Source organism: Bifidobacterium sp. ESL0704 (assembly GCF_029392075.1).
Taxonomy (GTDB): domain Bacteria; phylum Actinomycetota; class Actinomycetes; order Actinomycetales; family Bifidobacteriaceae; genus Bifidobacterium.
Map to the genome: position 1 here is coordinate 1,713,167 of NZ_CP113929.1, position 18,248 is coordinate 1,731,414.

The 18,248-nt window shown below is 58.2% G+C and carries 14 protein-coding genes; 2 read left to right on the forward strand and 12 right to left on the reverse strand.

From position 1 onward, the window contains the following. Positions 1–2: 2 nt before the first annotated feature. From OZX64_RS06190 to OZX64_RS06210, 5 genes are all read right to left on the reverse strand, one after another. On the reverse strand, positions 3–815 hold the full coding sequence (locus tag OZX64_RS06190) for a dipeptide/oligopeptide/nickel ABC transporter ATP-binding protein (protein WP_277175003.1): 813 nt from the start codon (positions 813–815) through the stop codon (positions 3–5). 79 nt (positions 816–894) lie between these two features. After that, on the reverse strand, positions 895–1,689 hold the full coding sequence (locus OZX64_RS06195) for an ABC transporter ATP-binding protein (RefSeq protein ID WP_277175004.1): 795 nt from the start codon (positions 1,687–1,689) through the stop codon (positions 895–897). Between the two features lie 107 nt (positions 1,690–1,796). Beyond that, positions 1,797–2,750: an ABC transporter permease gene (locus tag OZX64_RS06200; protein WP_277172090.1), complete on the reverse strand. Its 954-nt coding sequence runs from the start codon at positions 2,748–2,750 to the stop codon at positions 1,797–1,799. Between the two features lie 173 nt (positions 2,751–2,923). Further along, positions 2,924–3,895, reverse strand: a complete 972-nt coding sequence (locus OZX64_RS06205; RefSeq protein WP_277175005.1) for an ABC transporter permease — start codon at positions 3,893–3,895, stop codon at positions 2,924–2,926. 162 nt (positions 3,896–4,057) lie between these two features. Then, complete coding sequence (locus tag OZX64_RS06210; protein WP_277172092.1) at positions 4,058–5,812, reverse strand: ABC transporter substrate-binding protein; 1,755 nt, start codon at positions 5,810–5,812, stop codon at positions 4,058–4,060. Between the two features lie 192 nt (positions 5,813–6,004). On the opposite strand from OZX64_RS06210, the gene OZX64_RS06215 reads away from it, so the two are divergent. Next, positions 6,005–6,781, forward strand: a complete 777-nt coding sequence (locus OZX64_RS06215; protein WP_277157398.1) for a type III pantothenate kinase — start codon at positions 6,005–6,007, stop codon at positions 6,779–6,781. 203 nt (positions 6,782–6,984) lie between these two features. Here the strand turns inward: OZX64_RS06215 and OZX64_RS06220 are convergent, their stop codons facing one another. The 6 genes from OZX64_RS06220 to OZX64_RS06245 all read right to left on the reverse strand — a co-directional run bounded on the left by OZX64_RS06220 (position 6,985) and on the right by OZX64_RS06245 (position 16,138). Continuing rightward, positions 6,985–8,391: a sugar ABC transporter substrate-binding protein gene (locus OZX64_RS06220; RefSeq protein ID WP_277172094.1), complete on the reverse strand. Its 1,407-nt coding sequence runs from the start codon at positions 8,389–8,391 to the stop codon at positions 6,985–6,987. Positions 8,392–8,552: 161 nt separating this feature from the next. After that, on the reverse strand, positions 8,553–9,893 hold the full coding sequence (locus tag OZX64_RS06225) for an extracellular solute-binding protein (RefSeq protein WP_277172097.1): 1,341 nt from the start codon (positions 9,891–9,893) through the stop codon (positions 8,553–8,555). A 526-nt stretch (positions 9,894–10,419) separates the two neighbouring features. Then, entirely contained in the window at positions 10,420–11,775 is a 1,356-nt protein-coding gene (locus OZX64_RS06230; protein WP_277172099.1) for an extracellular solute-binding protein, read from the reverse strand. 301 nt (positions 11,776–12,076) lie between these two features. Next, positions 12,077–14,158 (reverse strand): beta-galactosidase, encoded by a 2,082-nt coding sequence (locus tag OZX64_RS06235; protein ID WP_277172101.1) that lies wholly within the window; start codon positions 14,156–14,158, stop codon positions 12,077–12,079. A 34-nt stretch (positions 14,159–14,192) separates the two neighbouring features. Further along, positions 14,193–15,194 carry a carbohydrate ABC transporter permease gene (locus OZX64_RS06240; RefSeq protein WP_277175006.1) on the reverse strand — a complete coding sequence of 334 codons (1,002 nt, stop codon included), beginning with the start codon at positions 15,192–15,194 and terminating at the stop codon, positions 14,193–14,195. 14 nt (positions 15,195–15,208) lie between these two features. Continuing rightward, the gene (locus OZX64_RS06245; RefSeq protein ID WP_277172103.1) at positions 15,209–16,138 is read right to left on the reverse strand and encodes a sugar ABC transporter permease; all 930 of its coding nucleotides are present in this window, start codon (positions 16,136–16,138) and stop codon (positions 15,209–15,211) included. Positions 16,139–16,425: 287 nt separating this feature from the next. Here OZX64_RS06245 and OZX64_RS06250 point away from each other — a divergent pair, with 287 nt between their 5' ends. Then, on the forward strand, positions 16,426–17,412 hold the full coding sequence (locus tag OZX64_RS06250) for a LacI family DNA-binding transcriptional regulator (RefSeq protein ID WP_277175007.1): 987 nt from the start codon (positions 16,426–16,428) through the stop codon (positions 17,410–17,412). A gap of 94 nt (positions 17,413–17,506) precedes the next feature. On the opposite strand, the gene OZX64_RS06255 is transcribed toward OZX64_RS06250, so the two are convergent. Beyond that, positions 17,507–18,244 carry a pseudouridine synthase gene (locus OZX64_RS06255; protein WP_277172105.1) on the reverse strand — a complete coding sequence of 246 codons (738 nt, stop codon included), beginning with the start codon at positions 18,242–18,244 and terminating at the stop codon, positions 17,507–17,509. Positions 18,245–18,248 lie beyond the last annotated feature (4 nt).

Genomic DNA, 18,248 nt, shown 5'->3' on the forward strand with positions numbered 1-18,248 from the left:
CACTACAACGACGCTGCCGCCACCAGCTCGCGGGTATAGGCGCTCTTCGGCCGACTGAGCACCTCGTCGGTGGTACCGCTTTCGACCACCTTGCCGTCGTGGAGCACGACGATGCGGTCGGCGATGTGTTGCACCACGCCCAGATCATGCGAAATCATAATGATGGCCGTTTCCGGACGCGACTTGCGAATGGCCGCAAACGCCTCGAGAATCTGCAAGCGTGCCGCCACATCGATGGCACTCATGGGTTCATCGGCGACAATCAGTTTGGGGTCGGTGACCAGCGCACGTGCGATGGCGACGCGCTGGGCCTGTCCGCCCGAAAGATCGGCGGGATAATGATTCAGGAATTCGTCGGGATCGAGACCGACCAAAGACAGGGACTCACGCACTTTCCGGGCGATATCCGAATTCCCGGTTTTCGCGCGCTTGCGCTGAATATCAAGCGGCTCTGCAACGGACTTGACTACCGTCCAACGCGGATCGAGCGATGTGAACGGGCTTTGGAACACGAGACTTGATTCACGTCGCAAACCCTGATATCCAACGGATTTTCGACCATCAACCGATTCGCCTTCAAAACTTACCGACCCCGAGCTCGGTTTGTCAAGTCCCAGCAGAATCCGGGTCAGTGTGGATTTGCCCGACCCGGAACCGCCAATCAGAGCAACGCACTCCCCCGCACATACTTTGATATCGACATCGTCGAGCGCGGCTTGCCGATCCTTTCCATGACCGAACACCTTACCGACATGCCGGCCTTGCAACAACACCGTGTTGTTCCCACCGGTTTCCGTAGAACCTTTTCCATCCATCAAAACCTCATTTTCTTTTTTCGACACACCCAAACTAGGGCAATCAAAAACGCTCCCGCTTATTTCCAACGTTTCTTTTTTAAATGCCCTCGATTGGGTGTGCGGCTTGTCGCAGCGTCAGCTCCTTCGCCGCCCCAACCAACTTCTTCGTCTGCTCGACTTGCGGGTTTTCCAGCAAGTCGGCGGTCTTTCCCGATTCGATAATCTCTCCGTTATCAAGTACATAGCAGCGCGTCGTGGCACGGGCGAGCACCGAGAAATCGTGGGTGATGAAGAGCATCGAGGCGCCGGCCTTGTCCACCAGCGAGACGAGCAGGTCGACGATCTGGCGCTGCGTGATGGAATCGAGCGCCGTTGTGGGCTCATCGGCGATGATCAGGCGAGGCGAGGTGATCAAAGCCGTGGCAATGCCGACACGCTGTTGCTGGCCACCGGAAAGCTCGCTGGGATATTTTTTCGCCATCGTCTCGTCAAGCCCGACCTTCGCAAGCAGCGCGGCGACACGGGCCCGCCGATCCGCCTTATCCAAATCGTAATGAAGTCTCAGCGGCAGCTCGACCTGTTTGCCGACGCTCAGCACCGGATTCAACGATGACGCAGGATTCTGGAACACCGCCCCGATGTAACGCCCACGCAGACTTGCAAGAGCGGTTTCGTCGGCCCCGACGATCTGTGAATCCCCGAGAACGACGGAACCGGATACCTGAGCATTGACCGGCAGCAAACCGAGCATGGCCTTGGAAATCATCGACTTTCCGGAACCTGACGAACCAATCAGCCCGACACGTTCACCGTCGCCGATATGCAAATCGACACCGCGCACAATCGGCTTGCCGCTGATGGAAACACCAAGTTGTTTCACCTCAACGCTCATGGCTTCCCCTTCCACGATGGAATCCGTATATATTCCTGTCATAATTCACAGATACCTGGTTGCCGGAAAGACACAACTTCGTTGCAGACCATAAAGAAACAGGCATCTTACGACCTCCGCAATTCCGGATTCGCAACCGGATCAATAGCATCTCGCAGTACGTCACCGAACACGTTCAGCGCCACCACCACAAGTGTGACGATGAGGCCCGGCCAGAGCACAGTCAGCGGATAGACATTGATGAACTTGACCGACGTGGCCAGCGAATGGCCCCAGCTTGGCACGCCGCTCGGCACGCCGACACCAAGGTAGGTCAGGCCGGATTCGGCGAGCACCGCAGTGCCTGCGGAAAGCGAAAGCTGGACCATGATGGTCGGCAGCGTGTTGGGCAGGATATGGTGCAGCATCACCGCTAGTCCCGAAGCGCCGTATGAAAGCGCGGAACCCACATAGTCGGAATTGGCCGCCAGCAAGGCCTGCGGACGCGCTATACGCGCCAGGTTGAGACCATAGCCGATGCCACAGGCGACGATGATGACCGCGACCGATGCCCCCATCGGAACCGCCAGAATCAGGGCAATCAGCACGGTCGGGATGGAAATCAGCGCATCCACGGCCACCACCGAGATGTTCGAAAGCGCAGAATTGCGGGAAACCATCGCACTTATCAGCAAGATTCCCAACGCTCCGGCGAAGACGACGGACAACACCGCGATGAAAAGGTTCGTACGCGCCCCGGCCATCAGCCAGCTGAACACGTCTGCCCCGGTGCCGTCGGTACCAAGCCAGTGTGCGGCAGACGGCTTGGCCCAGACGTGATAACCGTCGGTCTTCCACAGCGATTGCGGGGTCCAGACCAACGAAACCAGCGAAACCGCTACCCACAAGGCCAGCACAATCAGCGCGAACTTGCCCTCGCCGCGCCGCCAGAGTGAACGCAATACAATACCGGCTTTGCTTCTGGATCTCTTGTGTGCGCCATTACCACCATGCTCACCGACTCGTTCATGCAGTTCCGTCGTTCCCTCGGCGATGCCGGCGGCATCAGCACCAAGTTGCATACTCGAAAAATCTACGCCAGCCCGTTCAATATTTGCTGTTTTATGGATAGTCATGCCACTTTGCGGTTTTTGAGAACCAGCGGCGGAAAAAGGTAAATTACCTGGCGCTGAATTCTCAGGATTCAAGCGCTCGGAAGATGCCATCGGTTCCGTTATAGATTCGTTATTCTCCATCATCGCTCTCCTCCCTGCACGGCGTGCTTCAGACGTGGGTCGAGGAAGCGATGCAGCAGATCGACCAGGAAGCCCACAAAGAGGAAGAAGGCCGCCAGCATGAAGAGCTCGCTCTGCACCGCGATCAGGTCACGGTTGCCGAGGTCGGTGACCAGACCGGTACCGATGCCGGGCAGCGCGAACAGGTTCTCGATGACCATGACGCCGGTGATCATGCCTGCGAACATCAGTCCGACCACACTGACCAACTGAGGTGTCGCCAGCCTTAGACCGACTTTGAGCGCGGCCTGACGACGGGTGTAGCCACAAGCCATCGCCTGGTCGATGTAACCGCTTTGCATCACGTCCCCCAGCGCCGAGCGCGTATAACGCATCAGGCTTGCACCGTCGATGATCCCGACCGTCAACGCCGGCAACACCAACGAGGCCAGCGCCGAACTGAAGCTGCCCCAACCAGCCTCCGGAAACCCTTGGGAAGGCAGGACACCCAACAATCCCGTGCCACGCCCAAAGAGCAGAATCAGCAGCAAACCGCCCCACAGCGCGGGAATGGCACCGCCGACGATGGCGAGAAAATGAAACGCGGAACGCACCGCCGGACGCGTGGCCAACGTGGCCACCACCCCAAGCGTCAGGCCGATGGCGAGCGCCACGACAAGCCCCAACACGATCAGCGGGAAGGTCACCGAGGCGCGCATGGCGACGGTCGAGCTAATCGAGCGGCCGGTCAGAAGCGAGGTGCCGAAGTTGCCGTGCAGCAGGCCACCCATCCAACTGAGGTACTGCACCACCAGCGGCCGGTCGAGCCCCATTTGCGAGCGCAACTGCGCCACACGCTCCGGCGGGGCGTTGAGACCGGCCATCACACTGGCCACGTCGCCCGGCAGAATGCGCAACGCGGCGAAAATCACCACCGAAATGGCGAGCAGCGCCGCCACAAACAGCAGAAAGCGCCGAATGACGAATCGCAACATTCCTTACCTCATTCCAATCTGCGCATTTGCGTTGAGAAGCAGATTTTCGACCTCGATTTTCTGCTTTTGCACGCAACAATCATCGTGCTTGCGTTGAAAAGCAGATTCCGACCCACATTTTTCTGCTTTTCAACGCATTGTTGATTCCACCGCCGTCCGCTACCTGCCCGCCGGTGTCATATATCTCACGTTGTAAAGGGGCAGCAGAGTCTGGTTCAGGTTGAGCGGGAAGCCGGACACGCCCTTCTCCATCGCCGTGGTGATGCGGTAGTTGAAGAGCCAGTCGGCCGGCGCGTCCTGGCTGACCAGCCGCGCGGCACGAGCCAGCAATGCGTCGCACCCAGAGTCGCTGGAAGCGGCCATCGCCTGGTTGTAGTAGTCCTTGACCTTCTGGTTGCTGTAGTTGTAGTAGTACTGGTCGTTGACCCACTGCGAGAAGTCGTGGCTTTCGTTGTGATCGACCAGCGAGAGGTCGTAATCCTTGTTTTTCAGCACATCCTGCAACCACGTCGAGAACTCGACCACATTGACTTTCAGATCGATGCCGATGGGCTTCAGCTGGCTGCGCAACTGGTCGCCGAGTTCGGTGCCGTAGGTGTTGGCGTAGGTTAGCCGCAGCTCGAGCGGACGGTCTGGCGTAAAGCCGGCCTCCTTCATCAGCTCCTTGGCTTTGCCGACGTTGTGCGGGTACAGGCCGGTCAGGTCTTCATAGCCCGGGTCGAGCGAGGAAATCGGCCCGCCCAGTGCCTTGTCGGCCCCGCCGCGGGAAGCGATGAGCTGTTTGTGGTCGATGGCGTAGCGGATGGCCTGGCGCACACGCACATCCGAGGTCTTGGCGCCCTTGGAATTCATGGCGAGCACATATTTGTCGGTGTCGTCGCCCGCAGCCACGCGATAGTGCTCGCTGTCACGCACGAAAGGCTCGGCGAGATTCTCGGTGACCGGAGCGAGTACCTCAACGTCGCCGGATTTCAGAGCGTTGACGGCGGCGTTGTCATCGCCGAAATAGCGCAGCACGACGGTCGGGGTCTTGGCTTTGTTCGCGCCCCAATAGTGCGGATTGGCCTTCAGGGTGATGGAATCGTTCGGCACGAACTTGGCGAGCGTGTACGGTCCCGAGCCAACCGCCTGCGTTTTCATGTCATAATGAGCGTCACGGTCGAACACGAGCCCCGGCCTGCAGGCAAGCTCCCACAGCAGATTCGCATAAGGCGCGCTCAGATCGAGCCTGACGGTATCGGCGTCCACTGCCGTCACCGACTTGAAGTTCATCAACGCCTCGGAATCGTGGTAATGCTTGGCCACCAGCTCGTTAATGGACCATGCCACGTCGTCGGCATCGAGTTTGTCGCCGTTGGAGAAGGCCATGCCATGATTCAGATGGAACGTATAGCTCGTTCCATCGGCATTCTTCTCCCAGCTTTTGGCCAGACCCGGCACGACCTTGTTCTCAGAATCGCGGGCGACGATTCCTTCGTAGACATTGCCGACAAGCACCTGGTCGAGCGAGGAACCGGATTGGTTGCGGATGTCGAGGTTCGTAGGCGCAAGCTTCAGCCCGATGGTGACGGTTTCGGCTTTGTGAGCCTTAACCATGCCGTCGCTGGCCTTTTGATTGCCGCGAATCAGCACAAACGCAGCGATAAGCGCCACCACGACCACCGCCGCGACAATGACCCAGATCCAGCCTTTTTTCTTGCTGTTTCCCGTTTTACCGCCGTTGCCACCGGAACCGTGGCCGGCTTTGCCACCCGATACGCCTTTGACATGCGCGTTCAGCGTTTCGTCGGTGCTGGCCGCTTTGGCGCTTCCGCCGGCAACGTTTATCGCCTCGTTTTCGTTGGTGCCCGTTGTTTTGTTATCGGTTGCGTCGGTTGCATTGTTCTCGCCGTACGCACCTTGATTGGTAGGCATACTTTCCTCTTTGATAGACATCCAATGAATTCGCTAGCCGCCCTCACGGGTCGTCTGCGGTTCCCATCTTACGAATACCGATAGATTTACGACACCTGCAGCGTATGATGGTGCATAAGAGATTATAGGAACGCCGCTTGCCTGCATGGCGGCGGAATGTCTATACAGCAGAACCTTGAGAGGGCGGACGAAATGCTACTCGCGATCGATATCGGCAACACCAACATCGAAATCGGCGTCGTGGACGACAGCACCCCCGTCGCCGCCATCACCGACACCTGGCACATCACCACCAAAACCTTCAGGACCAGTGACGAATACGGCCTGCTGCTGCTCCAATTCCTCGAAACCGGCGGATACGACCCCGAGGACGTCGAGGATGTCATCATCGCTTCCGTCGTCCCGCAGATCATGCATTCCTTCCGCTCCTCCATCGTCAAATTCCTGGATATCGACCCGATCATCGTCGGCCCCGGCGTGAAATCGGGGTTGTCCATCCGCATGGACGATCCGAAATCACTGGGGGCGGACTGTCTGGCGGATTGCGTCGGAGCGTATGACGTCTACGGCGGCCCGGTGCTGGTGGCCGATTTCGGCACGGCGACCACGTTCAATTACGTCGACGGCAACAAGTCCATCACCGCCGGGCTGATCAGCCCGGGCCTGCAGACCTCCATCAGTTCCCTGGTATCGGGAACCGCCCAGCTGCCGGAAGTGGAAATCACCCGGCCGGATTCGATCCTCGCCAAAGGCACGAAAACCGCGATGCAGGCGGGTCTCTACTACAACTTCCTCGGCGGCATCGAACGGACGGTCGGCCAATTCCGTCACGAGATCAAGGAGGATTTCAAGGTGGTGGCCACCGGCGGCCTTGGCTCGGTCTTCAAAGACGACACCGAGGCCATCGATGTCTACGACCCTGACCTGATCTTCAAAGGCATGACCGTCATCTATCGCCTCAACGCCTGATGCCGGTCGTCGCCGCGACCGCATAACCTGTCAAACTCGCATCTTTGCCGTCGCTGCGGCCAACGCGGCGAAACAAAAGATACAGGAGCGATAACCCGTCACAGGCATCCTCAAATGGCTGACAACGAAACAAAAACGCAGCTTGCGCAATCCAATGGCGACGTTGGCCGACAGAACGTTCCTGCCGTACGCAGAAACGCCGCTCATTGCAGATTAAAGCCCTGATTGGTGCCGTATTCCTTGATGTCCTTCTGCCACAGCCCGATTCCTTCCATCAGCGTGATCTTGGGTCCGGGATCCTGTGGCAAGGTCAGCGAGCTGCCATCCGGATTGGTCTGTCCGGCATCGATGCGGTCTTGGACATTCTGTACAGAACGTGCTGCGGTCGACCATTTATAGGACTGTCCGACCGTCGTCTTGAAATCACCTCGTGCATAGACCTCGAAGGGCAGATACTGGTAACCGACCGACACGGTTTCGGCGGCATGCGAAAGCACGCGGTTGAATTGCTGCCCGCCAAAATACGGTATGTCGATGCCGCGTGAATCCCGTATCGTGGTCTTCGTCAGGAACGCATGGCTGTTCAGCGTCGCCTTGTCTGCGGGGAACGCGCCGCCGTCGACACGCTTGGCGATGCCGGACCGGTCGAGGCAGACATAGCGTATGAAACGCATTGCGGCTTCCGGCTTGCGCGTAAAGTGCAAAACAGCAAGCGCCGAACCACCGTTTTCCGAATTGGTCCGCGTCCCATCCGCCGTCGGCATGGGCGCCACACGCCAGAGCCCCGCGCCATCCGGAACATCGGAAAGCAACAGCGACGGCATCCACGCCCCTGTGAACACGGAGGCGACACTACCGCAGGCAAGCGCGTTCTTCCATCCGTCCGACCAGGTGTTGAGCTGAGTATTGATCAGGCCCTCATCAATCATTTTCTGCCAGAATGCACTGAAATTCTGAGTTCCCGTATCGTCAACGAGATCAACGGTAACGGTTTTCCCGTCACCAGTGGTGTGGAACGGCCGTCCGCCGTTAAGCCAGATCATGGCATTATAAAAACTCGCATCACCGGAATCGGCGGCGATATAGACGCCTATCGCCTTGAGTTTTTTGGCCGCCTCATAGTAATCGTTCCAGGTATGGATCTGCGAGGCGTCGACGCCCGCCTGACGGAAGACGTCATCGTTATAGAAGAACGCCATCGGCCCGGAATCCATCGGCACCCCGTAGACCCGGCCGTTGGTGTGCACGCTCGACCACGTGCCGGGCGTGTAGTTGTCGCCAAAATCCTGCGTGGCATCGGTGATGTCGCGCAGCTGACCGCTTACGGCATACTGCGGCAGAGCGAAATACTCGAGCTGCACCACGTCGGGCACGTTGTAGCCGTCCTGGATGGCGGAGTTGAGGTTGTCGTAGCCGCTGGTGGATTTGATGACCACACGGATGTCGGGGTTGGCCTTTTCAAAATCGCGGGCCTCGGCCTGCATGCCGGGCTCCCACGACCAGACCGTGATGACGGTACGGTCGTCCTGCGTTCCGCAGGCTGCCGTCGCGGCGAGCATGAGAAACGAGCATATCGCCGCAAGCAGTTTCAGATGCCGCCGTGATTTCATGTATGTCGCTCCTTACCGATCCCGTCATTCACCAACGACACTACGCCATGGCCGAAACCGCTCAAAGCGTTGATGGGTGCCGGTGGTCTATTCGCCATCGGCACCCATCAACGCTGAGAGCCCTCAATGCAAGGTCGCATCAACCATAGGTTCGCAACTCTCTACTCCACTTGGAAGCCTTGCTGCTTGGCATAGGATTTCAGATTCTTTTGCCATGCAGCCAGCCCCGTGCTCAAAGGCTGATGCTGAGTGAAGGACTTCCCCATGTAATCGCCGAACTTGGCACGCGTATAGACCTCGAACGGAGTCCACTGGAAGCCTTTATGCACCAGCTTGGCGCCTTCGGCCAACACAGCGTTGTACTTCTCCCCGCCGAAGTAATTGATCGGCGTGCCGTCAGAGTTTTTCACAGTGGTGGCATTCAGGAACTTGCTGGATTTCATCGTCTTGACGTCGGATGGGAATGCCCCTCCGTCGACACGCGCGTCGATGCCTTCACGATCATGGTTTGCGAATTCGATGAACTTGAAAGCGGCATCGGCCTTTTTGCTCGTAGAGATGACCGCCAAGGAAGAGCCACCCAGCTCAGCGTTGACCTTGCTGCCGTCTGGCGTCACCATCGGCAGGACACGCCACTTGCCCGCAGCGGCGGGAGCCGAATTGGCGAAATTGGCGGGCATCCAGGCGCCGGTCAGCTGGGAGGCGATGGTTCCATCGACAAATCCCTTGAACCAGTCCTCGCTCCACGCAACCGTCTTGGTGTCGATGAGATCCTCGGAAATCATCTTCTGCCAGAAATCGATGAACTTCTTGGTTCCCGCATCCCCGGTAAGGTTGATGCCGATCTTCGACCCATCGGCGGACAGCTTGAACGGCCTGCCGCCTGCAAGCCAGCTCATGGTCTCAAGCATGCTGGCGTCGCCGGAATCGGAGGTGATGTACGCGCCCACGGCCCTCAGCTTTTTTGCGGCCTGATAGTAGTCGTCCCAGGTCTTGATCTGCGTGGCATCGACACCGGCCTTATCGAATTCCTCTTTGTCGTAGAAGAAAGCCATCGGGCCTGAATCCATCGGAAGGCTGTAGATCTTGCCTCCCTGATGAACCGCATTCCAGGTACCGGGGGTATAGAACCCGTCGTACCCCGAAACCTTGCTCGTGATGTCCTGAAGATGCTTGCCGATGACATATTGGGGAACCATGTTGTATTCAATCTGGGAGACATCAGGGGCACCGGATCCGGCCTGCAACGCGTTGTCGAGGGCGGTATAGTGCTTGGTGCCGGTGCCCACGTTCTGCAGCTTCACTTTGATGTTGGGATTCTTCTTTTCAAACAGAGGCACTACCTGCTTGAGCGTCGGTTCCCAGGCCCACACAGTAATCTCCGTCTTGCCGTTCGTACTTTCGTCAGCCTTGTTCGAGCCGCTGCCACACGCGGCCAGGCCGGAAAGCATGGCCACGGCTCCGAGAAATGCGATAGATTTTTTCATTATCCTGAACTTCATTGTTCTTCTCCTTTGACTTTGAAATAATGACCTCGACCGTCGTTTGCTTACATTGCTCTCTTTAATCTCCTTAATCCTCGCCAAGATGCTGTCAGAAAAAGACATCCTTGTCTGTAGCGATCAATCCACCGTTCTGTATGTGCATTCATAGCGAGCAGACGGCGCTGTCTCGATCCCTACGAGTGCCCACCTTACTCAGTAATTATAAAAAAACAAAATCTATCGTTGTAAAATAGCTCTTCATCGCCAACCGGTTGTTGGGAAACGCGGTACACGAAGGCGTGGAAGTACGAGCCACAATAACCCTATCTGCCGTCCATCAAGCGGGTCTGAGCGCTTCCGCAATATTCACTCGGCACCATTGCCGAAAAATCAACCGCTACAGAGCGAAACTGCTGCATGGCAGGTCATCAGGCCACCGTCGCCGCCCTGCCATCAGAGCATATAAAATGTTCCGCGAATCACGGAAACAATCATCCGGATTCGCGGAACATCATTATTGATGAAACCCAATAATCAGTGAAAACTACTTCTCCTTGACGGTGTAGCCCTGCTGCTTGGCATAATCGACCATGTTCTTCTGCCAGGCTGCGATGCCCTTGTCGATGGTGATCTTCTTATCGGTGAAGGCACCGCCGGCGTCATCGGCGAAGACACCGCGGGCATAGACCTCGAACGGCAGGAACTTGTAGCCAGGGATCACGTTCTTGGCGGCCTTGGCGAGCTCCTCGTTGAACTTCTGTCCGCCGAAGTACTCGTTGGGCTTGCCCTTGTCGTCGGTCATCGAGGTCATGTTCAGGAAGTCGCTGGAGGAAAGCGTGTCGTTGTCGGCAGGGAAAGCACCGCCATCGACGCGGGTCTTGATGCCTTCCTTGTTGTGGCAGGCATATTCCATGAACTTGTAAGCGGCCTTGGCCTTGGCGCTGTCCTTGGTCTTGATCAAAGCGAGCGAGGAACCGCCGTTCTCGGAGTTCTCGGTACCGCCCTTTTCCCAGGTCGGCATTTGCGCCACACGCCACTTGCCACTTGCCTGCGGAGCACCGGAAAGCAGGTTGTAGGGCATCCATGCGCCGGTGAGCAACGAGGCGATGGAGCCGTCGCCCAGGCCCTTGTTCCAATCGTCGGACCAGCCGGCGGTCTTGGTGTCGATCAGGTCTTCGTCGATGAGCTTCTGCTCGAAATCGGCCCACTTCTTGACCTTGTCGTTGCCGGTCAGATTGATGGTGACGGTCTTGCCGTCCTTGCTGGTCTCGAAAGGCTTCGCGCCCGCCTGCCAGGTCATCGAGTCGAAGAAGCCCGCATCGCCGGAATCGGAAGTGATGTAGTTGCCGGTGGCGCGAATCTTCTTGGCGGCCTCATAGAACTCGTCCCAGGTCGTCGGCACCTGGGTGACGCCGGCCTTGTCGAAAACCTCCTTGTTGTAGAAGAAGGCCATGGGGCCCGAGTCCATCGGCAGCGCGTAGACGCCGCCGTTGATATTGACCGAATTCCAGGTGCCCGGAGTGTAGAAGCTCTTGTAGCCGGAAGCACCCATATCCGAAAGGTTGGTCACATTGCCACGAATAACGTATTCAGGCAACGCGTAATATTCGATCTGCGCGGCATCAGGCGCGCCCTTGCCCGCGGACATCGCATTGTTGAGTGCGGTGTATTCCTTCTTGTTCGTTCCGGCATTGGTCACCTTCACGGTAATGTTCGGGTTGGCTTTCTCAAAGCCTTTCACCGTACGAGGCAACGTCGAATCCCAGGACCACACGAGAATCGAGGTCTTGCCGCCCTTCGACGAATCCGCAGAGGAATTGTTCGAACCGCCGCATGCCGCCAGCGGCACCAACATGGCGGCCGCCCCGACCATTGCGATTATTTGCTTACTGAACTTCATCGTTCTTTCTCCTTCCCCACATGCGCTAAAGCAAATGGAAATTCTTGTCGAACGTAACCAATCTTAAGATGCGCTAAATATCCATTCAAACTCGTAGAAGCCCGAAACAGATATCCGACAATCAGTCATTAAAATGATTGCGATAACATTCTTAATTATACTTCACATTTACACGGTTTGCAAAACCGTGCGTGAACGTTTTATGTTGTTTTACCCTCGTGAACCGCCTCAGGTCAAACGCGTTGCTTCTTCGTTGCCCGCCGCAGCCCGACGAGGGTTTATTGTCATCTGCGGATTTTCGTCATCCTTTCACTATGAGCAAACCATTCGGTGAGATCGAAGCGGCATCTCCCGCCTCTTCGACCTGTGCCAGCGAAGACACCATGACGTTCCCGTCGAACCTGACCTTCACATCGTCATCGCCACGGTTGAAATAGAAAACGAAACGACTGCGTCCGTCTTCACCGTCACGCTCTATGCGAAGCACCTTACCGGCATTCGGTTCGCAAGAACGGTCGATGCCCATCTCGCCAAGCACGTCGGGCAAGGAAAGCCGCAGACCCTCACGGCCCAATTTGCAGCCGATATAGGCGCACTTCCCCGAACCGAAGGGATTGACCACGATGGCGGGCACACCGTTCATGCCGGTGCGCCTGTCGGCCTGATAGGTCGCGAGCACGGAAGCCTGCGGCGAGGTCGAAGTGATCCAGTCGGCCATATCGTGCGCCACCGCGCCATTGCTCAGATCCAGATGGTCGAGAGTACCTGGGAAATCGTCGCCCATCGGCGCGAACTCTTCGCTTCGCACACCCACGACATCCTGAATCGAACCCGGATAGCCGCCCAGCCAGACGTGATCGCGTTCGTCGGAAATACCGGTATAGTACGTCACGAAGAGCTTCCCGCCATTCGACACGTAGTCATGCACACGTTGCGAATCGGCTTGGCTCAGCAGGTAGACGCACGGCAGCACAGCCGCTTCATACGTGTCCCAATCGCCTCTCATCGGCACCATGTCGGCGGTGATTCCCAAATCGGCGAAGGCCCGGAACCAGTCCAAAGGCTCGGTGACATGGCGAACCTTCTGCGTCGGATTCGCGCTGTGTTCCGTGGCCCACTCGCTCTGATAGTCGAAAACAACGGCGATTGGGGATTTCTTCAGTTCGGTCCCTTCGAGACCGGCATCGGAAAGTCGCTGCAAATCCTCGCCGAGTTCGCAGACGTCACGGAATATCCGGCTGTTCTCGCCGGCGTGCGGCACCATCGCGCTGTGGAACTTCTCGGCACCGGCACGCGACTGCCTCCATTGGAAATAGCAGACCGCATCGGCGCCCATGGCCACATGGGCCAGCGCGTCACGAACGGTCTGGCCGGGTTCCTTACGGTAATTGATCGGACGCCAGTTGACGGCACCCGTCGAGTTCTCCATAAGGAACCATGGTTTTTTACGCGCCAGGCCGTCGACCAATGAAGCCGAGTACGCCAACTCGTCGAAATGCTGCTCGCCGGGAGTGAAGTAATGGTCGTTGGATACGAAATCGACCTCATCGCTCCAATCGTCATAGTCGAGCGTGGTACCGCCCGAGCTGACCATGAAGTTGGTCGTCAACGGCTTGTCCGGGGTGATCTGCGCCAACGCATCGCGCTCCGCGATGAAGAAATCCTTCAGAGCGTCGGAACTGAACCGCTTGAAATCAAGCAGTTTTCCCGGATTCATGAAGTTGCCCTCACCGATGAAACGCGGCGGGATGATCTCGCTGAAATCATTCATGCGTTGCGACCAGAACGCGGTGCCCCAGGCGTCGTTGACGGCCTCGATGGTGCCGTAGCGCGCCTCGCACCACTTCTGGAAGGCACGCATCGCGTCATCGGAATAGTCGAAGCGGTTGTGGCAGCCGTATTCGTTGCCCACATGCCACGAGACCACGTAGGGGTTGCCCTTGAAATGCTCGGCCATCGCGCGGCAAAGCCTCAAGGCGTACTCACGGAAGACCGGCGAGGTCGCCCGCCAATGCTGACGCGCACCCGGCCAGCAGACATCTCCGCGCTCGTCGCGCCAGAGCACCTCAGGATGCGCCTGCGTCAGCCACATCGGCGGCGAAGCACTGGCGGAGGCCATGTCCACGGCGATGCCGGCACGCCCGAGCTTGTCGACGATGCGGTCGAGCCAGCCGAAATCGAAGACGCCGTCGCTCGGCTCTATCTTGGCCCATGAGAAGATGCCGAGGGAGACGAGGTTGACCTTGGCTTTGTGCATCAGGCGGATATCGTCGTCCCAGACCTCTTCGGGCCATTGGTCGGGGTTGTAATCTCCCCCATACCAAAGCCTTTGGGCTTGGCCATCGAGCGGCTGTGGCCAACGATGTGTTCTGCGTGTATTCATGGTTTATATCCCCTGTGTCTTGTCTCGTCTGCCATTATTCTTTGACGGCGCCTGCGGCGAGGCCGGACTGCCAGTACTTCTGCAGGAGCAGGAACGCGATGACGAGCGGGACGATGGTGACCAGAGAGCCGGTGATGACGAGGTTCTGGATGGCCTGGCCGCCCGCAGTGCTCGCCTGGTCCTTCCACTGGTTGAGTCCGATTGTCAGCGGATACCAGTCCGCGTCCTTCAACATGATCAGAGGCAGGAAGTAGTTGTTCCACGTCGCCACGATCGTGAACAAAGCCGTGGTGACAATGCCCGGCGCCAGCAGCGGCAGGGCGATCGTGAAGAACGTGCGCATCTCGCCCGCCCCGTCCACGCGCGCCGCCTCCATCAGCTCGGTCGGCACGGCCTGCTCACTGAAGATCCACATCAAATACAGGCCGAACGGCGAGATGAGGCTGGGCAGGATCATCGCCCAGGGCGTGTTCGTCAGCCCGAGCTTGGCGAACAGCAGGAACTGCGGGACCGCCAGGGCGATGCCCGGCACCGATATCGCGCCGATCACCACCGCGAAGACGGCCTTGCGCCCCGGGAAGCGGAACTTGGCCAGCGCGTAGCCGCCCATGATCGCCAGCAGGGTCGCCCCGCCGGCGCCCACGACCACGTAGAGCAGGGTGTTCAGCAGCCAGCGGCCGAAGATCCCGTCCTGGTAGGTGAACACCTCCTGCAGGTTGTCCCACAGGGCGAAGGTATGGCCGAAACCGAGGCCGAACGTCGAGGTGAAATCGCCCTGCGTCTTCGTGGCGTTGATGAGCAGATAGACGAACGGGAACAGGCAGTAGACCGCGAAGATGGCGACGACGAACGTCAGCGGCCAGCTGCGGCGCGGGTTGTCCGGGTTGCTGAACCCGTTGCGCGCGCTGCGCTTGCGCTCGTCCGCCTCGTCGTGCGCCACGCGACGCTGACGTGTCTTCTCCGCCTTTTTGGCGGCACGCTCCTGCGCCCTCAGCTCGGAGGCCGACAGACGTTTCAGGCTCGCCTCGGACTTCATTCCAGTAGCCTCGCTCATTTCATCTGCTCCTTCATGCTGTTGAGCTGCACCGCGTACGCCACCGCCATGGTGATCACGGCCATCACGATCGCCAGGGCCGCCGCGTAGTTCGACTGCCCGCCGGTGAAGCTCAGGTTGTACGCGTACATGTTCGGCGTGTAATACGTTGTGATCGTGTTGCCCGGTACCATGTTCTGCATGATCGACGGCTCATTGAACAGCTGGAAGCTGCCGATGATACTGAAGATCACCGTGATCGCCAGGCTCCCCTTGAGCTCCGGCATCTTGATCCGCCGCACGATCTGCCACTCGCTGGCCCCGTCGATCGACGCCGCCTCGTAGAGCGAATGCGGGATCGTGGAAAGCGACGAATAGAAGATCAGCATGTTGTAGCCCGTGAACTCCCAGGTCACGATGTTGCCGATCGCCGCCAGCAACACGCTGGGCTGCAGCACGTCCAGATGCGTGCCCAGCCAGCCGTTCAGCGAACCGACCAGCCCGTACTTCGCCCCGTACATGAACCCCCAGATCAGCGTGGACACGACCGCCGGCACCGCATAGGGCAGGAACGTCGAGATGCGGAAGAAGCGCGTGCCGTGCAGACGCATCGAATCCAATGCGAGCGCCAGCAGAGCCGACAGGGCCAGCATGATCGGCACCTGCACGATGGTGAAGAGCGTCACCCGCCACACCGAGCCCCAGAACTGGCCGTCACGGAAGAGGCGCAGATAATTCTGCACCCCGACGAACACCGTTCCCCCGATCATCCTCGTCTGGAAGAACGACAGGTAGATCGCATATACGATCGGCACGATGAACACGAACAGGAACACCACCACGAACGGCCACAAGAACTTCCAGCCACGCCAATCCACACGATGCCTGTTCACCGGAACCGAGTCGGTATCGTGACTTGGCCCGGCAGAAATCTCTACTGCACTCATTTTGCATCTTCTCCTTCGAAGAAGGTTATCGACGAACAAACGCTGTATCGTCAATAAAAATGTTTACGTTATCATTATAGCATTTATTCTCGTCAGTAAAAACATCGCCCGTGTCAACATGATATTTTCCTATTATTAGAAGCTTTTGATAGCTACCATATGGCATTCTGAAACGTCTAGTTATGAAAATCAGGCTAAAAATGGTATCGTCACCAATATAAGTATGAACCGTCAGCGCAACGATGATATACGAGGTGAATTCAATGCCAACCAACCGGGTAGTGTCGATGCAGGATGTCGCCCAAGAGGCAGGGGTTTCGCCGCAGACGGTCTCACGAGTGGCCAATCACAGCAGTGCCGTAAAACCGGCCACACGCGTACGCGTCGAAGAGGCCATGCAGAAACTCGGCTATCGTCCGAATTACGCGGCACGAGCCTTGAAGCACGGGCATTTCAACAATATCGGCGTCGTACTTTTCAATATGACCTCGTACGGCAACGCCCGCATTCTCAACGGCATCACCAACGCGGCGCTCGACAACGATTATGCCGTCACGCTCCATCAGATCCGACATGACAACGTCCACACGCTTCAGGCGGCGATCAACCGAATGAAGCAGCTGCCCGTCGACGGGGTGATCGTCATCCTGGAGAAGAATCTTCCGGACGTCAACTCATACGTGCCCCTGCCGGACCTGCCGGTGGTCCTCATCAGCGAAGAACCCTCGGACCACTGCCCGACCGTCGACGCGGACCAATACGGATGCTCGATCGCCATCGTCGACTATCTGCTCAGTCACGGTCATTCCACCGTCTATCACATCGCCGGGCCGACTTCCTCACGAGCGGCGCGAAGCCGCGAACTCGGGTGGAGAGACGCCCTTGAACAGGTCGGAGCCCCCATAGAGCAGACCTATATCGGCGATTGGAACGCCGACAGCGGCTATCAGGCGGGATTGGCGTTGGCGAACAACCCGAAGTGCACCGCCATTTACGCGGCGAACGACCAGATGGCCTACGGCGTGATCCAGGCCTATGAACGCATGGGCAAAAGCGTGCCGCGCGACGTCAGCATCGTCGGCGTCGACGATTCGCTGGTCGGCCTCGTGCCCCGCCTCAATCTGACGACGATGCGAATGCCGTTCGATCAGATCGGACGCACCGCCTTCGACATGGTCAAATGGCAATGCAACGGCCAACACGTGCCCGCGGGCGTGAAAACCGTCATCCCCACCCAACTCATTGAGCGCAAATCCGTGCGCTCGATTGGCTGAACGCTTCCTCTATAGGTTTGGATTTGGACTGAGAGTTGGGAGGCTCTGGCTGGCGCCCGCATCGTCGCTTGCTCTCGGTTGAGCTCAGAGCAGCTTAACCGAGAGCGATCTGCGAGGTGAACGTACGCAGCTCGCAACTGACCGGATCGACGAAACTCATCGAACGCGCCACCAGCTGCAGCGGGTCGGAGAAGTCGGCGTAATCCGGCTCGACGATTTCCGGATACAGGTCGTCGCCTTTGATCGGCAGGCCAAGCGAATTCATATGAACGCGCAGCTGGTGCGTTTTGCCGGTTTTTGGGTGAAGCACATAACGGCGATAACCCTGGGCCGCGATTTCCCCATCTGTCTGCGCCAGCTCGATAACGGTTTCGGCATTAACCGTGCCCGGGATTTCGTAAGCCTGCAAACGGCCACGGTGCTTGACAATATGCGAACGTCGTTTCAACGGGAAAACCGACGGCGGATCCATGCGCTCGATCGTCCCGGTGCAAGGCCTGATGATAGGTAGCGCCGGCGCGAGGCATTCATAGGTCTTTTGAACCCGATGCTCCTGAAACAGCATCTGGTAGGCCCCGCGCAGCTCAGGGTTGCGCACGAACAGCACCACCCCCGCGGTCTGGCGGTCGAGCCGATGCGCCGGCGTGATCTGAGATTCCCCAAACCGTTCGCGCAAGCGGACAAGCGCCGTCTGCCGGTACCACATCCCCCGCGGTGTGGTCGCGAGAAAATGCGGCTTGTCGACCACGATGATGTCGTTGTCCTCGTACAGAATCGTCAGCTCGAACGGCACTTCCGGCTCATCGAGCACAAACCGATGCTTGGATTGCAAATTC